The sequence below is a fragment of the Mycobacterium sp. IDUB_5 genome, assembly GCF_055419565.1.
The window spans coordinates 15,133-35,339 of sequence record NZ_JBVAXX010000010.1; the positions used below are offsets into that span (position 1 = coordinate 15,133).

The window sequence follows — 20,207 nt, forward strand, 5'->3', positions numbered from 1 at the left end:
TCCGTTCGTGGTGATCCCGGCTGGGCCCCCGACCAGTCGGGATCACCCCCGTTCTCAGGCAGGAAATCCGCTGGCCCCCAACGGGGCCGCCCGCTAACGTGTGCCCAGTGAACATCCGAGTCGAGGAGGTCGTCGGCGCTCCCGCCGACGTCAGATGACCGCGCCCCGTCGCCGACCTGCGGGTCGGCGACACAGTCGTTTCCTCACTCATCTGGTGCGCCGCGTGCGCACCGCCTCCTCGGATGGATTCCTTCATGCACGCCTACACCCGCGCCCAGATCCTGGGCGCATTCCGCGGCGCGACCCGCAGTGAGATCAAAAAGGTCACCTTCGCAACCGATTTCGACGCCGTCGACTTCGATGCGCTGGAGTTCTACGGCTGGACCGACCCCAAGATCCCGCGCCGGGCCTACCTCGTCATCGAAGACCCGGACGGGCCCGTCGCACTCCTGCTCACCCGGGCAGCCGCCACGCCACGGGGGCGCGCCATGTGCACCTGGTGCACCGACGTCACACTCCCCGCGGAGGCCGTGCTCTACACCGCGCGTCGCGCCGGCGCGGCGGGGCGTAGGGGCGGCACCATCGGCACATTGGTGTGTGCGGACTTCGGGTGCTCGCGCAACGTGCGGCGGCTACCGCCGGCCTTTCACAAGGGCACCGACCTGGACCTGATCCGGGCCCAGAGGGTCGATCAACTGCGCCGCAAGGTGCGGGGATTCGTGGACAGGGTGCTGGCCCCCAGCGATTAGTGCCGAGTCAGCAGATCTCATCGTCTGCGGCGAATGATGGCACGTAGCTTCTCCACCCGGGTCGCGATGTCACGTTCGGCGCCATGGGTGGTCGGCCGGTAGTAGTCCACGCCGACCACGTCGTCCGGCGGATACTGTTGCGAGGCAACACCACCCGGTTCGTCATGGGCATACTTGTAGCCGACGGCGTTGCCCAGCTTCTGCGCACCCGAATAGTGCCCGTCACGCAGATGCGCCGGAACGAGACCCGCCTTGCCGGCCCGGATGTCGGCCATCGCCGCTCCGAGTGCGGTCGTGACGGCGTTGGACTTGGGTGCGGTGGCCAGATGCACTGTGGCGTGCGCCAGCGTCAACTGCGCCTCGGGCATCCCGATCAGCGCAACGGTCTGGGCGGCGGCCACAGCCGTCGGCAGCGCAGTCGGATCGGCCATCCCGATGTCTTCGCTGGCCAGGATCATCAGCCGGCGTGCGATGAACCGCGGGTCTTCCCCCGCGACCAGCATCCGCGCCAGGTAGTGCAGCGCGGCGTCGACATCGGAGCCGCGCACCGACTTGATGAACGCGCTGACGACGTCGTAGTGCTGGTCGCCGTCGCGGTCGTAGCGCACCGCCGCCTTGTCCAGCGATTGCTCGATCACCTCGACGGTGATGCTGCCGGACTCCGCCGCGACCTCGAGCGCGGTCAGGGCCCTCCGCGCGTCACCCGCGGACAGCTGCACGAGGAGGTCGAGCGCCTCGTCGGTGATCGGCACCTTTCCGGCGAGTCCCCGCTCGTCGTCGAGGGCGCGGCGCAGCACTGCTGTGATGTCCTCGGGGGTCAATGGCTGCAGCTGCAGGATCAGCGAGCGGCTCAGCAGTGGCGCGACGACCGAGAAGGACGGGTTCTCGGTGGTGGCCGCGACGAGCAGCACCACCCGGTTCTCCACCGCCGCGAGCAGCGCGTCCTGCTGGGTTTTGGAGAACCGGTGCACCTCGTCGATGAACAGCACCGTCTGCTCGCTGCGGCGCAGCAGCGCCACCCGCGCCTCTTCGATGACGGCGCGCACCTCTTTGACCCCTGCAGACAGGGCCGACAGTGCCTCGAATCTGCGGCCGGTGGCCTGCGAGATCAACGACGCGAGGGTGGTCTTGCCGGTACCGGGCGGCCCGTAGAGGATGACCGACGCCGCACCCGAGCCCTCGACGAGCCTGCGCAGCGGCGAGTTGCCGGCCAGCAGGTGCTGCTGCCCCACCACTTCGTCGAGCGATGCGGGCCGCATCCGCACGGCCAGCGGAACCGCCGCCCCGACCAGCTGCGCATCAGTGGGCGCGCGCTCGCCGGGAACGTCGAACAGGCTGTCGGACACGATCCCTGCTTACACGGGTGCGGTGACGAAGTCGATGAGCTCCTCGACGCGGCCGATCAGCTCGGGTTCCAGGTCGGTCCAGTCCCGTACCCGACCGCGGATCTTCTGCCATGCCGCCGCGATGTCGGCCTGGTCGCGGTGCCGCCAGCCCAGCGCTTCACACACGCCGTGCTTCCAGTCCTGGCCTTTGGGCACGACGGGCCAGCGCGCCACCCCGAGCCGCGCCGGTTTGACGGCCTCCCAGATGTCGATGAACGGATGTCCGACCACGAGCGTGTGTTGACCGCCGGGGCCCCGGCGCACCTGCTCGGCGATGCGCGCCTCCTTGGAACCGGCGACCAGGTGGTCGACCAGCACACCCAGGCGCCGGCCCGGGCCGGGCCGGAAATCGGCGACGATCGCCGCGAGATCGTCGACGCCGCCCAGGTATTCGACGACCACGCCTTCGACGCGCAGGTCCTCGCCCCACACCTGTTCGACGAGTTCGGCGTCGTGCCGGCCCTCGACGTAGATGCGGCTGGCCAGTGCGACTTTCGCGCGCGCGCCGGCGACGGCGACCGACCCCGACGCGGTGCGCGTCGGCGCCGCGGGAGCGGCCTTTTTGGGTGCGGTCAGGATCACGGGCTTGCCGTCGATCAGGTAACCCGGCCCGACCGGGAACGGTTTGGTACGGCCGTGCCGGTCCTCGAGGGTCATGCGGCCGTACTCGACCCGCACCACCGCACCGACGAAACCGGTCTGTGCGTCCTCGACGACCATCCCGATCTCGATCGGCTGTTCGGTCGAGCGGGGCTTGCGGTGCGGGTTCTGCGCCAGGATGTCGGCGCCGTAACGATCGGCCACCGGGTGATCGTAGGGAGACAGCAGCCTTCTGGCGTTTACCATCGCCCGTGTGTTGCTCGATCGGGCTACGGCGGAGGGTATCGCCGAGGGCCGCATCACCTGCGTGCTGCGGCGTTGGGACGCTCCGCGTGCCAAACCCGGCGGCACCCAGCGCACCCAGGCCGGCACGATCCGCATCGACGACGTCACCGAGCTTCCCGGCCGCCGCCGCGTGACCGCCGCGCAGGCCCGCGCGGCGGGGTATCCGGATGCGAAGACCGCCAACGCCGACCTGGATCGCCGCCCCGCCGCGCACACCTACGTGATCGCGGTGTCGTTCCTCGCTCCCGACGAGCGCCCCGATCTTGCCGCCGACGACGCACTCTCAGCTGATGACGTCGCGACCATCGCGGCACGCCTGGACCGGTGGGACGGCGCCGCTGAGCAGCCGTGGACCCGGGACTACCTGGCGACGATCGGCGCCAACGAAGGCGTGCGGGCACCGGATCTGGCGGCCGGCTTCGGAATGGACGTGCCACGGTTCAAGCGCCGGGTGCGCCAGCTCAAGGGATTGGGCCTGACGATCAGCCTGGACGTCGGTTACCGGCTGTCGCCCCGAGGCCGAGCATTCCTCAGCTCAGCTGGATCGGCTGCTCGTCGGGGATCAGACCGCCGCGAGGTGTCGTCGTAGCCAGTCCTGCGAGTAGTCCAGCCATTGCCGGTAGTGCCCCATGGCGCAGTGGTCGTCGTCGGGATAGAGCAACAGCGTGGCGTCGCGTGCGGCGTCAGCCAGGTCGATGGTGTCTTGGGTGCGCAGCAGCGTGTCGTGGCTGCCGTTGATCGCCAACAGCGGAATCGTGATGTCGGCGTAGCGATCTCGAATGGACAACCTGCGCAGTGCACGAACGAGGGCGATCGGGTTGGTGACACCGAGGGTCTGCGCCAGTGCGTGGATGATCACGTCGGGCATGCCGAAGCCGCCGCGGAAGGAGTGGTGGGTGGGTGCGCCGCACGCCACGGCGCACGCGAGCCGGGAGCCGGTGGCGGCCATGCGGGCCGCCCAGTACCCCCCGAAACTGACACCGACGAACGCGATGCGATCGGGGTCCAGGCGGTCGTCGGAGGCGAGGCGGTCGATGACCGTGCGGTAGATCGCCTCCGAATTGGCGCTCATCGGCTCGGTGTAGGCGTAGCTCCCGGGCATCTCCATCAGGAACGTCGCCAGTCCCGCTCCGCGGTAGCGCAGCAGCGCCACGGCGAGTTCCTGGACCGTGCCTTCCAGACCGTTGGTGGTCAGCACGACGGGATGGGGACCGGGCGTCGCCGGGAGGATGAGCCATCCGCGCACCGTCTGACCGCTGCCGGCGGCGACCTCGACCTGTTCGACCTGCACGTCGATCGCCGGCGCAAGGGTCTGCACCAGGACGTCGAACAGACGCCGGGATCGGTGGTAGGCGGCCATCCGATGCGGATCGTGGCCGGGGAAGGCGCTGACCTGGTAGTACGTCAGCGCCTTCACCCAGGCGTCGATCGCAGCGAACGCGGCGGAGACGCGTGAGCGGTCGGCACCGTCGTGGTCGGTGAGCAGGGCATCGATCGCGTGAACGCTCGGCTGCGGCCCGTGGTCGGCGAACAGGGCCGCGCCGGGGCTCAGGATCTTCTGCAGTACGCCTATCTGACCTCTGGTGATCGATCCGACGGCGTCGAGATCGGGCACCTCGGTGTACCCGTAGCTCTGACCGAGGTCGCGGAGCGCGGCGTTACACCGCCGAAGATGCTGTGCGGCAATGTGATTCCAGTGAACACACCATCGGTCGGCCTTGAAAGAGCGTGCCGCCCCGATCTGCTCGGCGAACTCGCGCGAATCGAGACCGCCCATGTTGGCGTAGCGCAGGACGAACAATCTCGGCAGGAAGGGTGCCGCTCCCCGCCAGCGTGCGACCAGGTTCGTGGTGCGTGTCATCGCGCAGGTGGTGACCAGGAGCTTGTTCCGCACAGTGACCGTGGACATGCCGATCCCTTCGACGCACACCGGAACAATTGTTCCGAGGTTAGCATCGACCCAGCGGCGAGCGGAACAATCGTTCCGCCTGATCGAGGATGGGTCGACGATGACGAGGTCTCACGTCGAGCAACGGTTGCTCGACAGCGCGGAGGAACTGTTCGCCGCGCGCGGGTACTTCGGTGTCAGCGTCAGAGACATCACCGACCACGCCGGCACCCGGCTGGCAGCGGTGAGCGAGCGGTTCGGCGGCAAGGAAGGGTTGTTCCGCGCGGTGGTCCTCCGCCGTATCCGGCCCCTCAACGAGGACCGCCGCATGCGCCTCGCCGCTATGCCCACGAAGGCGTCCCACCACAGGCGCCTCCGCGCACTCGTCGACGCGTTCGTCGAGCCGATGCGGGAGCGGGCCGGAGATGCCGGGTGGGACAACTACTTTCGCCTCATCGCCCAGCTCGCGAACTCCGGACACCCCATCAGGTCGCTGATCGCCGACGAGTTCAATGCGATTGCCGCCGACTTCATCAGCGCCCTACGCGATCTGTTCCCGACCTCCGACGACGCCGCCGTGCATGACGCCTATCTCCACATGGTCGCAGCGACCCTTCACACCTATTCCAACAACATGCGGCTCGACAGCCTCACCCTGGGCCGGATGCACACCGACGACATCGAGCAGCGTCACCACGCGCTCGTGCGCTTCGTCCTCAGCGGCATCACCGGCATCACCCGCACCTAGCGCAGTTCAGGCCAGCTGCTGGCTCTGCTCTCCCGCCGGAGCGCCGACCTCCGCGAGTTTCGCCGGGCTGGAGGTGATTTCGTCGATGACGGTGTGGATGAACCGCATCTTGTCCAGCACCGGAGCCGGTAACACGAACGGATACAGGTCCTCTTTGCCCATGGAATGGTTGACCATGTTCAGTGCCCACGCCAGAGGCAGCCACATCTCGATCATCGTGTCGAATCCACTGGGGCCCAGCGCCCTGCGGTCGAAAGTCGCTGCCGCCGGTGCCATTCCAAACGCCGCTGCGGTGTCCAGGGTGTCGCGGATGTGGAGGTAGTGTGCGAAGGTCTCCGCCCAGTCCTCGGCAGGGTGCATTGTCGCGTAGGACGACACGTAGTCGGCTTCCCAGCCGACAGGAGCCCCCTGGCTGTAATGGCGGTCCAGCGCCTCCTGGTAGTCGGCTTCGGGATCACCGAACAGCTCGCGATAGCGCTGCAGATACGCATCAGAGGTGCCGATCAGCCGGTACTGGTAGTAGTGACCGATCTCATGGCGGAAGTGCCCGAGCAGCGTGCGGTAGGGCTCGTCCATCGAGATGCGCAGCTGCTCGCGGTGCACGTCGTCGCCCTCAGCCAGATCGAGGGTGATGATCCCGTTGTCGTGCCCGGTGAACACCTTCTCGAACTGACTCGACAGCAGATCGAAAGCCAGCCCGAACTGGGGGTCCATATCGCGGCCGACAATCGGGAGTTTCAGCTCGTGCAGCTCGACGATCAGGCGGCGCTTGGCCTTCTCCGCGGCGGCGAACGCTGCCAGCGCGATGGTGTCGGCGTCGTTGGGCCGGGTCCGTGTCAGCGCGCACGAGACGCACAGCTTGGCGATCGGGCCCTTCTCCACCAGCCAGTTGCATTCGGCGAGGTGCAGGTTCGCGCACAGCTGGAAACGCGTCTCGTCCACCGCGCCGGCATGCTCGCTCTCCGCGGGAGGGGCGATCACCAGCAGTGCCATGTCGTCGAGCGAAAAGCCCAGGGCGCTGCCGCAATTGAGGCAGACCGAGTTCTCGAACGCGAGCCGTTGCCCGCAGTTGGGGCAGGTGAAATCACGCATTGAGCGTTTCTCCCTCATAGGGCGCGACATCCACCGACACGTCGATGGTGCTGCTTTCGGAGTCGGTGTAGATGATGCCGCGCAACGGCGGCACGTCCGCGTAGTCGCGGCCGAAACCGACGGTGACGTAGCGCTCGTCGACCATTTGATCGTTCGTGGGATCCAGTCCCAGCCACACGTTCTGTGGCGTCCATACCGACGCCCAGGCGTGCGTCGCGTCTATCCCGACCATTCGTTCCTTCCCCGGCGGCGGATCGGTGGCCAGGTAGCCCGATACGTAACTCGCCGCCAGTCCGTTGGCGCGCAGGCAAGCGATCGCGAGCCTCGCGAAGTCCTGACATACCCCCTCCCGCGCCTCCAAAACCTCGCTCACCTGGGTGGAAACAGTCGTCGACCCGGACTTGTACGTGAAATCCGCGTAGATGCGCGATGTGAGGTCGCGCAGTACGTCGATCAGCGGCCGCCCGGGGGTGAACGTCGGTGCGGCGTACTCCCGCAGCGCGTCGGTGATTTCGGGGGGCGTCAGATCGAGCGTGAACTCGCTCGCCAGCGCCCCCTCGGGGCCGACGGGCCGGGCGATCTCCCACGGCGCCCGGGCTGAAGGCCCCTGGTAGACGTCCGGCGGCGGCGGTGACACCTCGACGACGGAGCGGCTGGTGACGCTGAGCCGGTGGTGCGGTCGGATGATGTGGAAGTACGAGCTCACGTTGCCCCAGCCGTCGCGGCCGGTCGAACTGTCGGCTGCCTCGGGGTCGAGGACCAGCTCGTGGAACAGGCATTTCTGCCGGGACGAGTCGCGTGGGGTGAGGAAGCCGCGACCGTAGGAGCTCGTGACGACGTCGGAGTACGTGTACACGGTGCGATGCGTGACGGCGTACCGACGGACGCTCGCTGCTCGTGGTTCGCTCACGCCGGCACCACGCGGCGCTCGTTCGGCCCCCACAGCGGCTGCATGTCGCCGGGCAGTGCCAGATGTGTGGCGGTGATGACGTCGGCCAGCTCGCGCAGCGCCGCGTGCAACCCGGTCAGCAGCCCGTCGAGCTCCTCACGGGTGCCGTCGGCGGCGACGTCGTCGAGGTCGTCGGGCTCGATGCGGCGCAACCGCATCGCGATCTCGTCCACCAACCGTTCCGGCCGTGACGATCCCGACGATGCGGGTAGCGATTTCAGGTGCGCCCGCAGCCGGTCCAGCTGGAACACCAGCGATCTCGGGTTCTCAGCGTCGAACAGCACGAGTTCGGCCACCCCGGCCACACTGATCGTCCCCGGGTTGCGCCGACGGTAGATCACCAGTGACTCGCACACCGCCAGCGTCGATTCGATGACCGTCAGTTCGGCATCGGGTGGGCGCGCGGTGGTCAGAGTCGCCCGCAGCAGCGCCGTGAGCACCTGCGCCCGCTCGATGCGCTTGCCGACGTCGAGCATGGTCCAGCCGACGTCGTGAACCATGGATTCGGCGATGACGCCGGACAGCGCCAGGAGTCCGGCGAGGGCGACGGTGTTGGTCGAGGACAGGAACGCCTCCCCCTCGCTGCCCGACTCGGGCGGGCCGTCGCCGGCCTGCAGCAGAGTCCGCTCGAGCGTCGAGAGCAGCATCCAGGTGTCATTGGACATCTGATCACGCACAGCGCGGGCCGCCGACCCCAATCGCTCGACCGACTGGGCCAGCGATCCGGGGCGGTGCCGGTCGGCGGTCAACGACCACAGCGTGGTCGGCGCGGTGGCCACCATCTCGTGACGATCCGACCCTCCGGTGTCCGTTCCGGTGATGTCTCCCAACGCGGACAGCAGGACCGGAACGCACTGACTGCCGTCCATCGCCTGGCGGCGCCGGAATTCGTGATACCGCTCGCGCGTGACCGTCAGCAGACGCGCCGTGTGCTCGGCACGTTCGGCATAGCGACCGATCCAGAACAGGTCCGACAACACGCGCGGGGAGCTGATCTCGTGCGTCGGGCTCGCCGTGAGCGGGGTCGGCAGCGTCGACTCCTCGGGCGGCGGCGTCACCACGGTCTCGGCGGTGACACGCGCCGGGGTACGCACCCAGACGTCCTTGGCCGCAACGTTGTTCAGATCGTAGGCGGCAGATCCGGCCGCCAGCAGATAGCCGAGCCCGCCGATCATCGGCGCGTACCCACCCCGCTGGGACACGGTGAAAAGTCGCATACCGACCCGCGACAGCGACAGTCCGCCAGGAAGGTAATCGGCTGGCGCCGAGGAGAATTCGGGAAGTTCCTGGCCCACCCACTGCCATGGGGTGGCAGCGATGCGCGCCGCCAGGTCCTCGCGCTGCACGGCCGACAGGTCGGGACCGACGATCGGCTCGCCACCGGTGACCGGCCGGATCACCAGCGAGGACAGATGCGTCAGCAGATGTGATCGCTCGACATCGATTCCGCCCCAGTACATCGGTGCGCTCGGCAGCAGCGGGGTCTCGCCGAGCAGCGCCTCGGCGAGCGCGGGTAGAAAGCGCATGACGCCCGGACTTTCCAGCACGCCGCTGCCCAGAGTGTTGACGACGGTCACCGCCCCGCGGCGCAGAACCTCCACCAGGCCGACCACGCCCAGCCGCGAATCGGCCCGCAGGTCCAGCGGATCGGCGTAGGACGCATCGACCCGGCGCAGCACCACGTCGACGCGCTTGAGCGTGCCCATCGACCTCATCCACAGCCGGCCGTCTCGCACCACCAGGTCGGCGCTCTCCACCAGCGGCACGCCGAGCACGCCGGCCAGATACGCCTGATCGAACGCGGTCTCGGAACGGATGCCGGGGCTGAGCACCACAACGGTGGGTTCCTCTGCCGATTCGGGTGCCGCATCGACCAACGCCAACCGCAGCGCCTGCGCCCAGGGTGACGCCGGCTGCGGCCCGACCTCTTCGTAGAGGTCCGGGATCGCGTGGGCGATGACGCGCCTGTCGGCCAGCGCGTAACCCGCGCCCGACGGGGCCTGAGTCCAGTCGGCGTTGACGACGAACTCACCTGAGGAGGCTCGGCTGATGTCACAGCCGTGCAGGAACAACTGATGCCTGCCGGGAATCTGGATGCCCTGGGCGGCACGTACGTAGCCCTGATGGGCGAACAGCAGCTGCGGCGGCAGGATTCCGCCGGTGATGGTGCGCCGCTCACCGTAGAGATCGGTCAACACCGCATCGAGCAGGCGCGACCGCTGCACCAGCCCGGCTTCGAGCCGATTCCAGTCGTCTGCCGAGACGATCAGCGGCAGGGCATCCAGTTGCCAGGGGCCGGGCACCGCCGACTCGTCCTCGGTACGGATGTAGGTGATGCCGTCGTTGTCGACCAGGTCGCGCACCACCGTGCGCAACCGGTCCAGACCCGCCCGGCCGCGCTCGGTCACGCATTCGGCCAGCTCGTGCCAGTCGGCCCTGACTTGCCCTGCGGCGTCGAACAATTCGTCGTAACCGTTCGCCGGGGTGCCGGCGGTGCTGCGCACGTCGAACAGCGTCTGCTGGGCCCGCATCGCGGCGTAGGGCACCAGCGGATCGTCGTGGCTGGGTGAACTCAGCCCGGTCGGTACGGTCATCAGGAGAGCACGGTACGCACTCGCCGCATGTCGAGGATCCCCGGTGCGCCCACGTCGGTGGCCTGCCGGGCCTGCTTCTCGCGCAGATCCTGCAGATCCACCGCTCCGGCGGTGAATCCGGTGGCCTCGAAGCGGCGTCCCCGCCGGGACTCGGCCTCTACGGCGTTGACCGGCGGACTGTCGTAGGAGCGTCCACCGGGGTGCGACACGTGATAGGTGCAGCCGCCCCTGGCCACACCGCTGGCGGTGTCGACCAATTCGAAGCGCAGCGGGCCGTCCACGGTGATGGTCGGGTGCAGCGCACTCGGCGGCTGCCAGGCGCGATACCGCACGCCGCCGACCTGGACGTCGGCGTTGTCGGTGGCCAGCATCGGGATGGGATGTCCGTTGACGGTGACCACGAAGCGCTGCCGGTCGGCGCCGATGAGCCGCACCTGCAGGCGTTCCACCGAGGAGTCGACATAGCGCGCGGTGCCACCCGCGGTGGCCTCCTCGCCCAGCACGTTCCACGGTTCGATGGCGCCGCGCAGCTCGATCTCCGCACCGCCGAACACCGCGGTGCCGATGCGGGGGAAGCGGAACTCCGTGAACGGATCCAGCCAGCTGGTGTCGAATTCGATGCCGTGAGCGCGCAAGTCGGCCGCGACTTCGGCGATGTCCTGAATCACGAAGTGGGGCAACAGGTATCGGCCATGCAGGTTCGCGCCGTGGCGAATCAGCGGGGCGCGCAGCGGCTTCTCCCAGAACCAGGCGACCAGGGCGCGCACGAGCAGGGACTGCACCATCGCCATCTGCGGGTGCGGCGGCATCTCGAAGCCGCGCAGCTCCAGTAGGCCGAGCCGGCCGCGAGGGCTGTCGGGGCTGTAGAGCTTGTCGATGCAGAACTCGGCGCGGTGGGTGTTGCCGGTGATGTCGGTGAGGAGGTGGCGGAGAGCCCTGTCGACGATCCACGGCGGAGCGGAGCTCGCGGAGCGACCATGTTCTGGAGCGGAGCTCGCGGAGCGACCATGTTCCGGAGCACCCTCCTCGCCAGCGGCCAACCGGGCGATCTCGGCGAAGGCGATCTCCAGCTCGTAGAGCGACTCCGGGCGACCCTCGTCCACCCGGGGTGCCTGCGAGGTGGTGCCGATGAAGCGTCCGGAGAACAGGTACGACAGCGCGGGGTGGCGCTGCCAGTACGTCAGCAGCGACACGAGCAGGTCGGGCCGGCGTAGCAGCGGCGAGTCGGCGGGAGTGATGCCGCCGAGGGTGATGTGGTTGCCGCCACCCGTACCGCCGTGTGTGCCGTCCACGTCGAAGGATTCGGTGGACAGGCGGGCCAGCCGGGCATGGGCGTACAGCGTCTCGAGCTGGTCGCGCTGCTCGGCGAAGCTGCTCGATGGCGCCACGTTGACCTCGATCACACCCGGATCGGGGGTGATCGTCATCGACTGAACACGCGGATCGGCGGGCGGTCCGTACCCCTCGACCACCAGCGGGCAGTCGAGCGCTGCGGCCGCCGCCTCGATGCGACCGATCAGGTCGACGAAGTGGTCGAGTTCCTCAGTGGGCGGCAGGAACACGTAGAGGATGCCGTCGCGGATCTCAGCCACCAGCGCCGTGGTCGGCACCGCGTCGGCCTCGGTGATCTCCGCGGATTCTTGGCGGCCCGCCCGCAGGGGGCCGGTCGTGCGCGTGGGGTCGGCGTCGCCGCGCGGAGGCGGCGGCGGCTGCCAACTGATGGAGGTCAGGGGCAGTCGCAGGCCGGCGGGAGAATCGCCTTCGGACAGCACGATCCGCCCCCGCCGCAGCGTCCAGTCGGCGCTGGCCCAGCCGGCGTCGTCGTCGCGACGGTGCAGCGGGAGGACGAACGCGGCGGGTTCGCTGACCGGCTCGTCCAGCTTGGCCAGCAACTGCGCACGCGCCCATGCGCTGTCGGCGGCCAGATCCTCGCCCTCGGCGACCGGCAGCCCGGCGGGGCGGCGCACCGCCGCGGCCAGCCTGCTCAGCGGGTCCTCGTAGGCGGGCCGGACCTGGCTGCGCGGCAACCCGAAGTCGTCGGCGATCGTCGCGAGCAGCCGCTGCGGGGCATCCGGAGCGGCCTCCGATCCGGTCGGCTGCTCCGACCACGGGTCGGCCAGCAGCGCGGGATCGCTCCACAGTGACTCGCCGTCGGTACGCCACAGCAGTGCGATCTGCCAGCGTGGCAGAGGCTCCCCGGGGTACCACTTGCCCTGACTGCGTTGGACGAGCCCCTGCGGCGCCCACACCGCCTTGAGTCGGGCCGCCAGATCCGAGGCGCGCTGACGCTTGTGCGGCCCGTCGGCGTCGGTGGTCCACTCCGGGTCGGTCTGGTTGTCGATGGAGACGAACGTCGGCTCGCCACCGACCGTGAGGCGGACGTCACCGGCGGTCATCCGGTCGTCGACGCGACGCCCGAGGGCGTTGATCGCCCCCCACGTCGCCTCGGTGTAGGGCAGCGTGACGCGAGGGTCTTCGTGCACCCGGGTGACGACGTTGCTGAACTCCAGCGTGGTCTCGCAGGGTTCGGTGGCGCCGGTGATCGGGGCCGCCGACTCGGGGTGCGGGGTGGCTGACAGCGGGATGTGACCTTCACCGGCGAACAGACCCGAGGTGGGGTCGAGTCCGATCCAGCCGGCGCCGGGGATGTAGACCTCGGTCCAGGCGTGCAGGTCGGTGAAGTCCGCGGCCGGACCCGACGGACCGTCGAGGGCCTCGACGTCGGAGGTGAGCTGGACCAGGTAGCCGGACACGAATCGGGCGGCCAGGCCCATCTGGCGCAGGATCGAGACCAGCAGCCAGGCCGAGTCGCGGCACGATCCGATGCCGGTGCGCAGCGTCGTGTCCGGGGTCTGCACTCCGGGTTCGAGCCGCACGCTGTAGCCGACGTCGGCGTTGACGGCGCGGTTGAGAGCCACCAGGAAGTCGATGGTGCGCGTGCCGTCGGCCACCGAGAAGTTGGACACCCACGCCTCGACCAGGTCGCCGGGCCCGGAGCCGGCATTCTCCTCGTCGACCGGCCGCAGGTAGGGCTTGAGATCCTCGGCCAGGGCGCGCGGATAGGTGAAGCCGACCTTTTCGGCGTAGTCCTCGATGAAGAAGTCGAAGGGGTTGATCACCTTGAGGTCGGCGATGAGCCCGACGGTGATCGTCAGGCTGCGGGCCCGGGTCGGGAACACGAGCCGAGCCATGAAGTTGCCGAAGGCGTCCTGCTGCCAGTTGATGAAGTGGTCATCGGGCTCGACGGTGAGCGAGTACGCCTCGATGGGCGTGCGTGAGTGCGGCGCCGGACGCAGCCGGACGACATGTGGGAACACTTCGACGAGCCGGTCGAACGTGTAGCTCGTGCGGTGCTCGAGGGCAACCTTGATCCCCATAGCGCTAGATCCCACCACACCGCCTGCGGCGGCGCAGGTTGCGTCAGGTCTGCGCGCGTCGGGGAATGAGGTTGGTACGCGGGCGAAGCACGAGCACCAACACGCACGCGATCACGATCCCGACGAGGTTGACCGCGAGCTGGGTGGCCGAGCGGGCTGCCATCCCCCAGTCCCCCAGCACGCCTGCGACCGCGGTGAATCCCGCCGCGGGCACCGTCGTCACCGAGATGAACACCCCGACCAGGGCGGCCGATTTCGCGGACACCAGCGACAGCATGCCCGCCGCGCCGGCCAGCAGCGCCACCACGAACGAGATCGGTCCGACCTGGAAGATGAAGTCGACGTCCTCGACATCGCGGACGGCATCGAGGTCGACCCAGCCCACGGCGTGGGCTGCGATGGTCAGCACCGCCGTGACGCCCATCGCGATCGGAAATCCGACCAGCAGCGCGATCGCCGCCCTGCGCGCCAGATCGACCCGGCGTTGCACGAGCGCGACCGACACCGCTGCCAGGGGGCCGAACTCGGGTCCGAGCACCATCGCGCCGACGACGGTCACCATGGAGTCGGTGACCGCACCCACGGCGGCCAACAGGCATGCCAACGTGAGGAAGAGCACGAATGTCACCGACAGTGTGGACTCCTCGCGGGTGCGGCCGATGAGTTCGTCCCACACCACCGCGTCGGCGGGGTCCCCTTCGGCGTCGTCCTCGGCCTCGTGGGCTCGGGTGGACAGCACCGTGTCGAGAACGGTCAGCAAGATCGCGCCCCGATGCTGCGCGTCGAGGTCTTTGAGGGACTTGATGACGTCGTTGGCGCATTCGCGGGCGATCACCGCGGTGATCTCGTCTCCCCCTGAGGGCTCCACGGCGGCGCCGGGGTGGATCAGGATGTGGGCCACGCCGACCTGTCGGCGCAGGACGGCCACGACGTCGTCGCGCATGTCCGTGGGCACGATGACGCGCAAGTCCAGCACCGGCGCCAGTTAACAGGCGCGCGGCCGCCGCCGGAACGGGTTGAGAACAATTCGCCGCTAAGTGTGGCGAGTGCACACGACCCTGTTATAGATTCACACTCCATCGCCGCTTTTCGACGGCAGGTCTACGCGAGCAGGAGAGATTTCTGTGAATTTTGAACAGAAGCCGCCGGCGCGATCGTGGACGTGAAGACCCGGCGCGACCAGATCGAGCAGCGGGTGCGCACCGCCCGCGAGATCACCTACGCCGACCTCGCCACCGAGTTCGACGTCTCGGAGATGACGATCCGCCGCGACGTGGAAGCGCTCGAGGCCAGCGGCGTCGTGCGGCGCGTCGTCGGCGGCGCAATCGCGCTACAGGGCAAGGACACCGAGCCGTCGTTCGCGACGCGGATGGCCGACGCCGCGCAGGAGAAGATCCACATCGCCGACGTCGTCGCCGATCTGATCGGGGTGAACGAGACGCTGATCCTCGACTCCGGCAGCACCGCGCTGGCGGTGGCGAACTCCCTGCGCGGACGTGCACTCGGCCTGACCGTCGTGACGCCGAGCGTCCTGGCTGCGCTCGCGCTGGTCGACGAGCCGGACACCACGGTGGTCCTGACCGGTGGCGAATTGCGTTCCGGCGAGCTGAGTCTGATCGGCGCCGCGGCCGAAGACACGCTGGCCAACTACAACTGCGATACCTACGTGATGGGCGTGGCCGGCATCGACAGCGAGCGCGGGATCTCCGACTATCACCAAGCCGAGAGCCGGGTGAAACGCGCAGCCAGCCGGCGCGCCGACCGGGTCATCGTCGCGGCTGACAAATCGAAGCTCGGTCGCGTCACCTTCGTCAGCATCACCGCGCTCTCCAGCGTTGCCACCATCGTCAGCGACGGTCCCCCGGACCACCCAGCGCTGGTCGCCGCCCGCGACGCGGGTGTCGAGGTGATCTGCGTGAGCGCCCACCGGGACACCCCCGCGTCGGAGGCCCGATGAGCCGCTACACCGTCGGCATCGACATCGGCACCACCGGCACCAAGACCGTGCTGCTGGACACCGAGAGCGGCATCGTCGCTACCGCCACGCGCGACACCGCCCTGCACTCCGATGCTCCGGGGTACGCAGAAGCAGATACCGAGCAGTGGCACAGCAACGTCATCGAGTCGGTCCGCGAGGTGCTGCACACCGCCGGCATCCCCGCCGAGGGCGTGGGCGCGCTCGCGACATCCGGCATGGTGCCCGCCGTGGTGCCCGTCGACGACACGGGACGTCCGCTGCGCCGAGCCATCCTCCAGAACGACGCACGCGCCCACCGAGAAGTGACCGACCTGGCCGCCGCGCTCGCTGACACCGACCTCGTGCACCTCACCGGGTCGGCTCTCACCCAACAGTCGGTCGCGCCGACGACCGTGTGGCTGCGGGACCACGAACCCGAGACCTCTGCCCGCACGGCGCACTGGGTGGGCTCCTACGACTGGGTACTGACGGCGCTCGGCGCTCCCGTTCACGTCGAGGAGAACTGGGCCATCGAGTCCGGCCTGTTCACCCTCGATGGGCAGCTCGCTGAGATGGTCCTCACCGCAGCCAAACTCGACCCCGCCACCCTGCCCGCGGTGCGGCGTCCCGGCACCCAGGTCGGCGAACTCAGCCAGGCCGCCGCCGAGGCCACCGGACTGCGCGCGGGCACCCCCCTGGTGGTCGGCGGAGCCGACCACGTGCTGTCGGCGTTCGCGGCCGGGGTCAACGGTCCGGGCGACGCCCTGGTGAAACTCGGTGGTGCAGGAGACATCCTGGTCGCCAGCGATACTCCCGTCGTCGACGAGCGCCTCTACCTCGACGCCCACCCGATGCCCGGACACTGGCTGCCCAACGGCTGCATGGCCACCAGCGGCAGCCTCATCCGGTGGTTCCAGTCGCTGGTCGGCGGCACCGCGAACGACACAGCGCTGACCGACCTCGACGACGAGGCTGCGCAGCAGCCGCCCGCCGAGATCCTCTGCCTTCCCTACTTTCTCGGCGAGAAGAGCCCGCTGCACGACCCCGATCTGCGGGGGGTGTTCGCGGGCATGCATCTCGGCCACGGCCGCGCCGACATGTACCGCGCCGTGCTGGAGGCCATCGCGTTCGGCTTCCGTCACCACGTCGACGTCTTCGCCGAGATCGGGATACCGCTGACCCGCGTGATGATCACCAACGGCGGGTCGAAGTCCACGCTGTGGAAGCAGATCCACGCCGACGTCCTCGGCATGGAGATGAACCCCGTGCGCGGGCACCCCGGAGCGTCGCTGGGTGCCGCGGTGATCGCGGCCATCGGTGTGGGTGCCCTCGACGACTGGTCCGACGCCGCACGCTTCATCACGCTCGACGAGCCATACGTCCCCGACCCCGCCCGCCGCGAGCGCTACGACACCGCATACGCGGCGTGGCGCGATCTCGGTGCCGCGGTGACCCCGATCTCCCACGCGCTGGCACGCACCACCCGATGAAAGGAGCACCACCGCAATGAGAGTCACGCAAACACCCGCACACCGGCGGCGGAGCCGGACCCTTCGCTCCGCCGCCTTCACGCTGTTCGCCGTTCTCGCCCTCGCCCTCTCCGCGTGTGCGGGCAGCGGCGGCCCGGAACAGTCGCAGGCGACCGGCACCGGCGAGGTGGCCAAGGACACCTCGGGCACCGTCCGCATCCTCATGGAGAACGTGCCCGACACCGACATCGTCAAGTCGATGGTGGCCGACTTCAACAAGACCTTCCCCGACATCAAGGTCGACATCGAGTCGCTGACCTATGACCAGATGCGCGACAAGCTGGTGTCCTCGTTCCAGTCCTCGACACCGAACTACGACCTGATCGTCGTCGACAATCCGTGGATGGTCGACTTCGCCAATGCGAAGTTCCTGCAGCCGCTCGACGCGCGCATCGACAGCACCCCGGATTACGACGCCGCCGACTTCTTCAAGCCCCTGACCGACATCACCACCGTCGACGGGGTGCGCTACGGGGTGCCTTTCTACAACTACGCGCTCGGATATCTCTACAACACCGACGATCTCGCGGCCGCCAACCAGCAGGTGCCCTCCAACCTGGACCAGCTGGTGAGTGTCAGCAAGGCGCTCAAGACCCCCGAGCGCGCCGGGATCGCGATGCAACCGCAGCGCGGCTACAAGATCTTCGAAGAGTGGGGCAACTGGCTCTTCGCCGCGGGCGGCTCCATCTACGGCGCCGACGGCAAGGTCACGCTGAACACCCCCGAGGCCAAGCGTGCCCTCGAGGCCTACATCGACACCTATCGCACCGCGGCACCGCCGAACAGCCTGAACTGGAGCATGGACGAAGCGCAGCGCTCGGTGTCGGCCAACCAGTCGGCCTCGATGATCAACTACAACTGGCAACTACCCGCGATCAACGAGCCCGGCTCCGGACCGGCGGCAGGCAAGGTCAAGCTGGCGCCGATCCCCGGCGGCAAGCAGGTCCTGGGTTCGTGGAGCTGGGCGATTCCGGCCAACTCCGCCAGCTCCGACGCGGCGTGGGCGTTCGCGTCCTGGATCACCGCCAAGCCCAACGACGTGACCCGCGTCGAGAACGGGGGCGCCGCGATCCGCAAGAGCACGTTGTCCGATCCCGCTGTGCTGCAAGGCAAGTACGGTGCCGACTACTACAAGACGGTCGAGCAGCTGCTGGCCGATTCGGCGCCGCTGAGCCAGGGGCCCAGCGGTGAGGAGATGATCCAGGCGGTGGGCACCGAGCTCAACGAGGCGGTGGCCGGCACCAAGAGCGTCGACGACGCCTTGGCCGCCGCGCAGGCCGCCGCCGAGAAGATCCAGGGCTGACAGCCGGGTCTTGGAGAACCGGAAGCCGACCACCCCACGAAAGGAGCGCAGACCTGCCATGTTTCTTCCCTTGAGGTTCGAACAGGGCATGGTCACCCCCCTCGTCGCCCTTTTCGTCGGGGTGGTCGGTTTCCCCCTCGGGTACGCCGCGTACCTGTCGGTCACCGACTACAAGCTCACCGACCGCGGCGCGCCGCGGATCGTCGGCGCCGACAACTACGCCGCGACGTTCGGTGACGCCGCCTTCTGGCATGCGTTCGGCACCACCGCCCTGTTCGTGGCGGTGGCCGTCGGGCTGGAACTGCTCCTCGGCCTGGCGATAGCGCTGTCGCTTCAGAAGCAGCGCTGGGCAAAGGATCTCACGCGCTCGATGCTGTTGGCTCCGATGTTCATCACCCCGATCGCGGTGGGGCTCACCTTCCGGTTTCTGCTCAACGACCAGCTCGGCGCGATCCCGGAGCTGCTGCGCGGGCTCGGCATCTCGTATGACTTCTTCGGGCCCGGCCGCGCACTGTTCACGATCGCGTTCATCGACGTCTGGCAGTGGACACCCTTCATGGTGCTGCTGCTGCTCGCCGGCCTGGAATCGATCCCGCGCGAACCGATGGACGCCGCGCGGGTGGACGGCGCGAGCGCCTTCTACGTGCTGCGCCGGGTCACCCTGCCGCTGCTGGCACCGGTGCTGGTGGTCGCGATCCTGCTGCGCTGCCTCGACGCGATGAAGGTGTTCGAGTACGTGTTCGCCACCACGCGCGGCGGACCGGGCACCGAAACCGAGACGCTGCAGTACTTCATCTACCAGACCGGCATCCAGTTCTTCCGGCTCGGCTCGGCGTCGTCGATGGCGTTCGTCGTGCTGGTGGTGGTGCTGGCCGTCATCGTGGTCGCCTTCCGACGCATGGACCGGGCACGGGAGAGGACGCAGACGCGATGAGCCGCTTCTCGATCCTCGGGGTGCTGCGGGTGACGCTGCTGTGGGCAGCCGGCATCACCGTCGCGTTCCCACTGCTGTGGATCGCCCTGGCCAGTGTGAAAACCCCTGCGCAGCTGGATGATCCGTTCCTGCTGAACTTCACCCCGACGCTGGCGAGCTGGCGCAACGTGCTGGCCTCGGACATCCTCGGCGCAGCCGGACGCAGCGCGCTGGTTGCCCTGGTGACCGTCGGCATCAGCGTCGTGGTCGGCAGCATGGGGGCCTATGCCATCGCCCGGTTCCGGGCGGGCGGCACCCTGACCCGGTTCGGGATGCTCGCCGCCCAGGTGCTGCCTCCGGCGGTGCTGGTGTTCCCGTTCCTGACGATGGCCTACGCGCTGCGGCTGACCGACACGCTGGTGCCGGTGATCTTCGCGCACCTGAGCTTCGTTCTGCCCGTGGTCACCTGGTTCCTGATCGGCTTCTTCGAGGCGGTACCGCGCTCACTGGAGGAACAGGCGCAGGTCGACGGCTTCACCCGCTTCGCCGCGTTCCGCTTGGTGGTGCTCCCCCAGGTGCTGCCCGGGATCGGCGCCTCGGCGATCTTCGGATTCACTCTGTCGTGGAACGACCTGTTCTATGGCCTGATCCTGGCGCCGGGCAAAGCGGCGATCCTTCCGGTGGCCATCGCCGGATTCAACACGTTCCGCGGAGTTCAGATCGGCTCGATGAGCGCGGCGATCCTGATCGCGGTGATTCCCGTCGTCGTCGCGAGCTTCTTCATCCAGCGCAGGTTGGTGCAGGGCATCAGCGGCGGCGCGGTGAAGTTCTAGGAAGG

The 20,207-nt window shown here is 68.6% G+C and carries 16 protein-coding genes; 8 read left to right on the forward strand and 8 right to left on the reverse strand.

Features of this window, described 5'->3' with window-relative positions; all coding sequences use genetic code 11:
* Positions 1-242 precede the first annotated feature (242 nt).
* A complete protein-coding gene (locus ACZY1G_RS27170) occupies positions 243-749 on the forward strand; it encodes an FBP domain-containing protein (RefSeq protein ID WP_463824099.1) in 507 nt (168 codons plus the stop codon).
* Positions 750-766: 17 nt separating this feature from the next.
* On the opposite strand, the gene ACZY1G_RS27175 is transcribed toward ACZY1G_RS27170, so the two are convergent.
* Positions 767-2,095, reverse strand: coding sequence for a replication-associated recombination protein A (locus ACZY1G_RS27175; protein WP_463816548.1), 1,329 nt, complete (start codon positions 2,093-2,095; stop codon positions 767-769).
* Between the two features lie 9 nt (positions 2,096-2,104).
* Positions 2,105-2,938 carry a DUF3097 domain-containing protein gene (locus tag ACZY1G_RS27180; RefSeq protein WP_463824100.1) on the reverse strand — a complete coding sequence of 278 codons (834 nt, stop codon included), beginning with the start codon at positions 2,936-2,938 and terminating at the stop codon, positions 2,105-2,107.
* 49 nt (positions 2,939-2,987) lie between these two features.
* Between ACZY1G_RS27180 and ACZY1G_RS27185 the strand changes: the two genes are divergently transcribed.
* Positions 2,988-3,608, forward strand: a complete 621-nt coding sequence (locus ACZY1G_RS27185) for a hypothetical protein (protein WP_463824101.1) — start codon at positions 2,988-2,990, stop codon at positions 3,606-3,608.
* Here the strand turns inward: ACZY1G_RS27185 and ACZY1G_RS27190 are convergent.
* On the reverse strand, positions 3,582-4,928 hold the full coding sequence (locus tag ACZY1G_RS27190; protein ID WP_463816551.1) for an alpha/beta hydrolase family protein: 1,347 nt from the start codon (positions 4,926-4,928) through the stop codon (positions 3,582-3,584). The two genes, ACZY1G_RS27185 and ACZY1G_RS27190, sit on opposite strands and share 27 nt — an antisense overlap.
* A 100-nt stretch (positions 4,929-5,028) precedes the next feature.
* On the opposite strand from ACZY1G_RS27190, the gene ACZY1G_RS27195 reads away from it, so the two are divergent.
* Positions 5,029-5,655 (forward strand): TetR/AcrR family transcriptional regulator, encoded by a 627-nt coding sequence (locus ACZY1G_RS27195; protein ID WP_463824103.1) that lies wholly within the window; start codon positions 5,029-5,031, stop codon positions 5,653-5,655.
* 6 nt (positions 5,656-5,661) lie between these two features.
* On the opposite strand, the gene ACZY1G_RS27200 is transcribed toward ACZY1G_RS27195, so the two are convergent.
* Genes ACZY1G_RS27200 through ACZY1G_RS27220 form a run of 5 tightly spaced genes read right to left on the reverse strand, consistent with a single transcriptional unit; the run spans position 5,662 to position 14,643 of the window.
* Positions 5,662-6,747: a zinc-binding metallopeptidase family protein gene (locus ACZY1G_RS27200; RefSeq protein ID WP_463816553.1), complete on the reverse strand. Its 1,086-nt coding sequence runs from the start codon at positions 6,745-6,747 to the stop codon at positions 5,662-5,664.
* Positions 6,740-7,657: a transglutaminase family protein gene (locus tag ACZY1G_RS27205; RefSeq protein ID WP_463816554.1), complete on the reverse strand. Its 918-nt coding sequence runs from the start codon at positions 7,655-7,657 to the stop codon at positions 6,740-6,742. The genes ACZY1G_RS27200 and ACZY1G_RS27205 overlap by 8 nt, the downstream gene beginning before the upstream one ends.
* Positions 7,654-10,290, reverse strand: coding sequence for a circularly permuted type 2 ATP-grasp protein (locus tag ACZY1G_RS27210; RefSeq protein ID WP_463816555.1), 2,637 nt, complete (start codon positions 10,288-10,290; stop codon positions 7,654-7,656). The genes ACZY1G_RS27205 and ACZY1G_RS27210 overlap by 4 nt, the downstream gene beginning before the upstream one ends.
* A complete protein-coding gene (locus ACZY1G_RS27215; protein ID WP_463816556.1) occupies positions 10,290-13,667 on the reverse strand; it encodes a transglutaminase family protein in 3,378 nt (1,125 codons plus the stop codon). The genes ACZY1G_RS27210 and ACZY1G_RS27215 overlap by 1 nt, the downstream gene beginning before the upstream one ends.
* 43 nt (positions 13,668-13,710) lie before the next feature.
* On the reverse strand, positions 13,711-14,643 hold the full coding sequence (locus ACZY1G_RS27220) for a DUF389 domain-containing protein (RefSeq protein ID WP_463816557.1): 933 nt from the start codon (positions 14,641-14,643) through the stop codon (positions 13,711-13,713).
* A 186-nt stretch (positions 14,644-14,829) separates the two neighbouring features.
* Here ACZY1G_RS27220 and ACZY1G_RS27225 point away from each other — a divergent pair, with 186 nt between their 5' ends.
* The 5 genes from ACZY1G_RS27225 (at position 14,830) to ACZY1G_RS27245 (ending at position 20,202) form a co-directional block, all read left to right on the forward strand.
* Positions 14,830-15,624 carry a DeoR/GlpR family DNA-binding transcription regulator gene (locus tag ACZY1G_RS27225; RefSeq protein ID WP_463817160.1) on the forward strand — a complete coding sequence of 265 codons (795 nt, stop codon included), beginning with the start codon at positions 14,830-14,832 and terminating at the stop codon, positions 15,622-15,624.
* Positions 15,621-17,114 carry an FGGY-family carbohydrate kinase gene (locus ACZY1G_RS27230; RefSeq protein WP_463816558.1) on the forward strand — a complete coding sequence of 498 codons (1,494 nt, stop codon included), beginning with the start codon at positions 15,621-15,623 and terminating at the stop codon, positions 17,112-17,114. The genes ACZY1G_RS27225 and ACZY1G_RS27230 overlap by 4 nt, the downstream gene beginning before the upstream one ends.
* Positions 17,115-17,130: 16 nt before the next feature.
* Positions 17,131-18,456 (forward strand): ABC transporter substrate-binding protein, encoded by a 1,326-nt coding sequence (locus ACZY1G_RS27235; protein WP_463816559.1) that lies wholly within the window; start codon positions 17,131-17,133, stop codon positions 18,454-18,456.
* Between the two features lie 70 nt (positions 18,457-18,526).
* Entirely contained in the window at positions 18,527-19,390 is an 864-nt protein-coding gene (locus ACZY1G_RS27240; RefSeq protein ID WP_463816560.1) for a carbohydrate ABC transporter permease, read from the forward strand.
* Positions 19,387-20,202, forward strand: coding sequence for a carbohydrate ABC transporter permease (locus tag ACZY1G_RS27245; RefSeq protein ID WP_463816561.1), 816 nt, complete (start codon positions 19,387-19,389; stop codon positions 20,200-20,202). The genes ACZY1G_RS27240 and ACZY1G_RS27245 overlap by 4 nt, the downstream gene beginning before the upstream one ends.
* Positions 20,203-20,207: the final 5 nt, after the last annotated feature.

Excerpts from the sequence above, each read along its gene's own strand:
- ACZY1G_RS27170 (WP_463824099.1), top strand. The coding sequence starts at position 243 with ATGGATTCCTTCATGCACGCCTACACCCGCGCCCAGATCCTGGGCGCA.
- ACZY1G_RS27190 (WP_463816551.1), bottom strand. The coding sequence starts at position 4,928 with ATGTCCACGGTCACTGTGCGGAACAAGCTCCTGGTCACCACCTGCGCG.
- ACZY1G_RS27195 (WP_463824103.1), top strand. The coding sequence starts at position 5,029 with ATGACGAGGTCTCACGTCGAGCAACGGTTGCTCGACAGCGCGGAGGAA.
- ACZY1G_RS27200 (WP_463816553.1), bottom strand. The coding sequence starts at position 6,747 with ATGCGTGATTTCACCTGCCCCAACTGCGGGCAACGGCTCGCGTTCGAG.
- ACZY1G_RS27210 (WP_463816555.1), bottom strand. The coding sequence starts at position 10,290 with ATGACCGTACCGACCGGGCTGAGTTCACCCAGCCACGACGATCCGCTG.
- ACZY1G_RS27215 (WP_463816556.1), bottom strand. The coding sequence starts at position 13,667 with ATGGGGATCAAGGTTGCCCTCGAGCACCGCACGAGCTACACGTTCGAC.
- ACZY1G_RS27230 (WP_463816558.1), top strand. The coding sequence starts at position 15,621 with ATGAGCCGCTACACCGTCGGCATCGACATCGGCACCACCGGCACCAAG.
- ACZY1G_RS27235 (WP_463816559.1), top strand. The coding sequence starts at position 17,131 with ATGAGAGTCACGCAAACACCCGCACACCGGCGGCGGAGCCGGACCCTT.
- ACZY1G_RS27245 (WP_463816561.1), top strand. The coding sequence starts at position 19,387 with ATGAGCCGCTTCTCGATCCTCGGGGTGCTGCGGGTGACGCTGCTGTGG.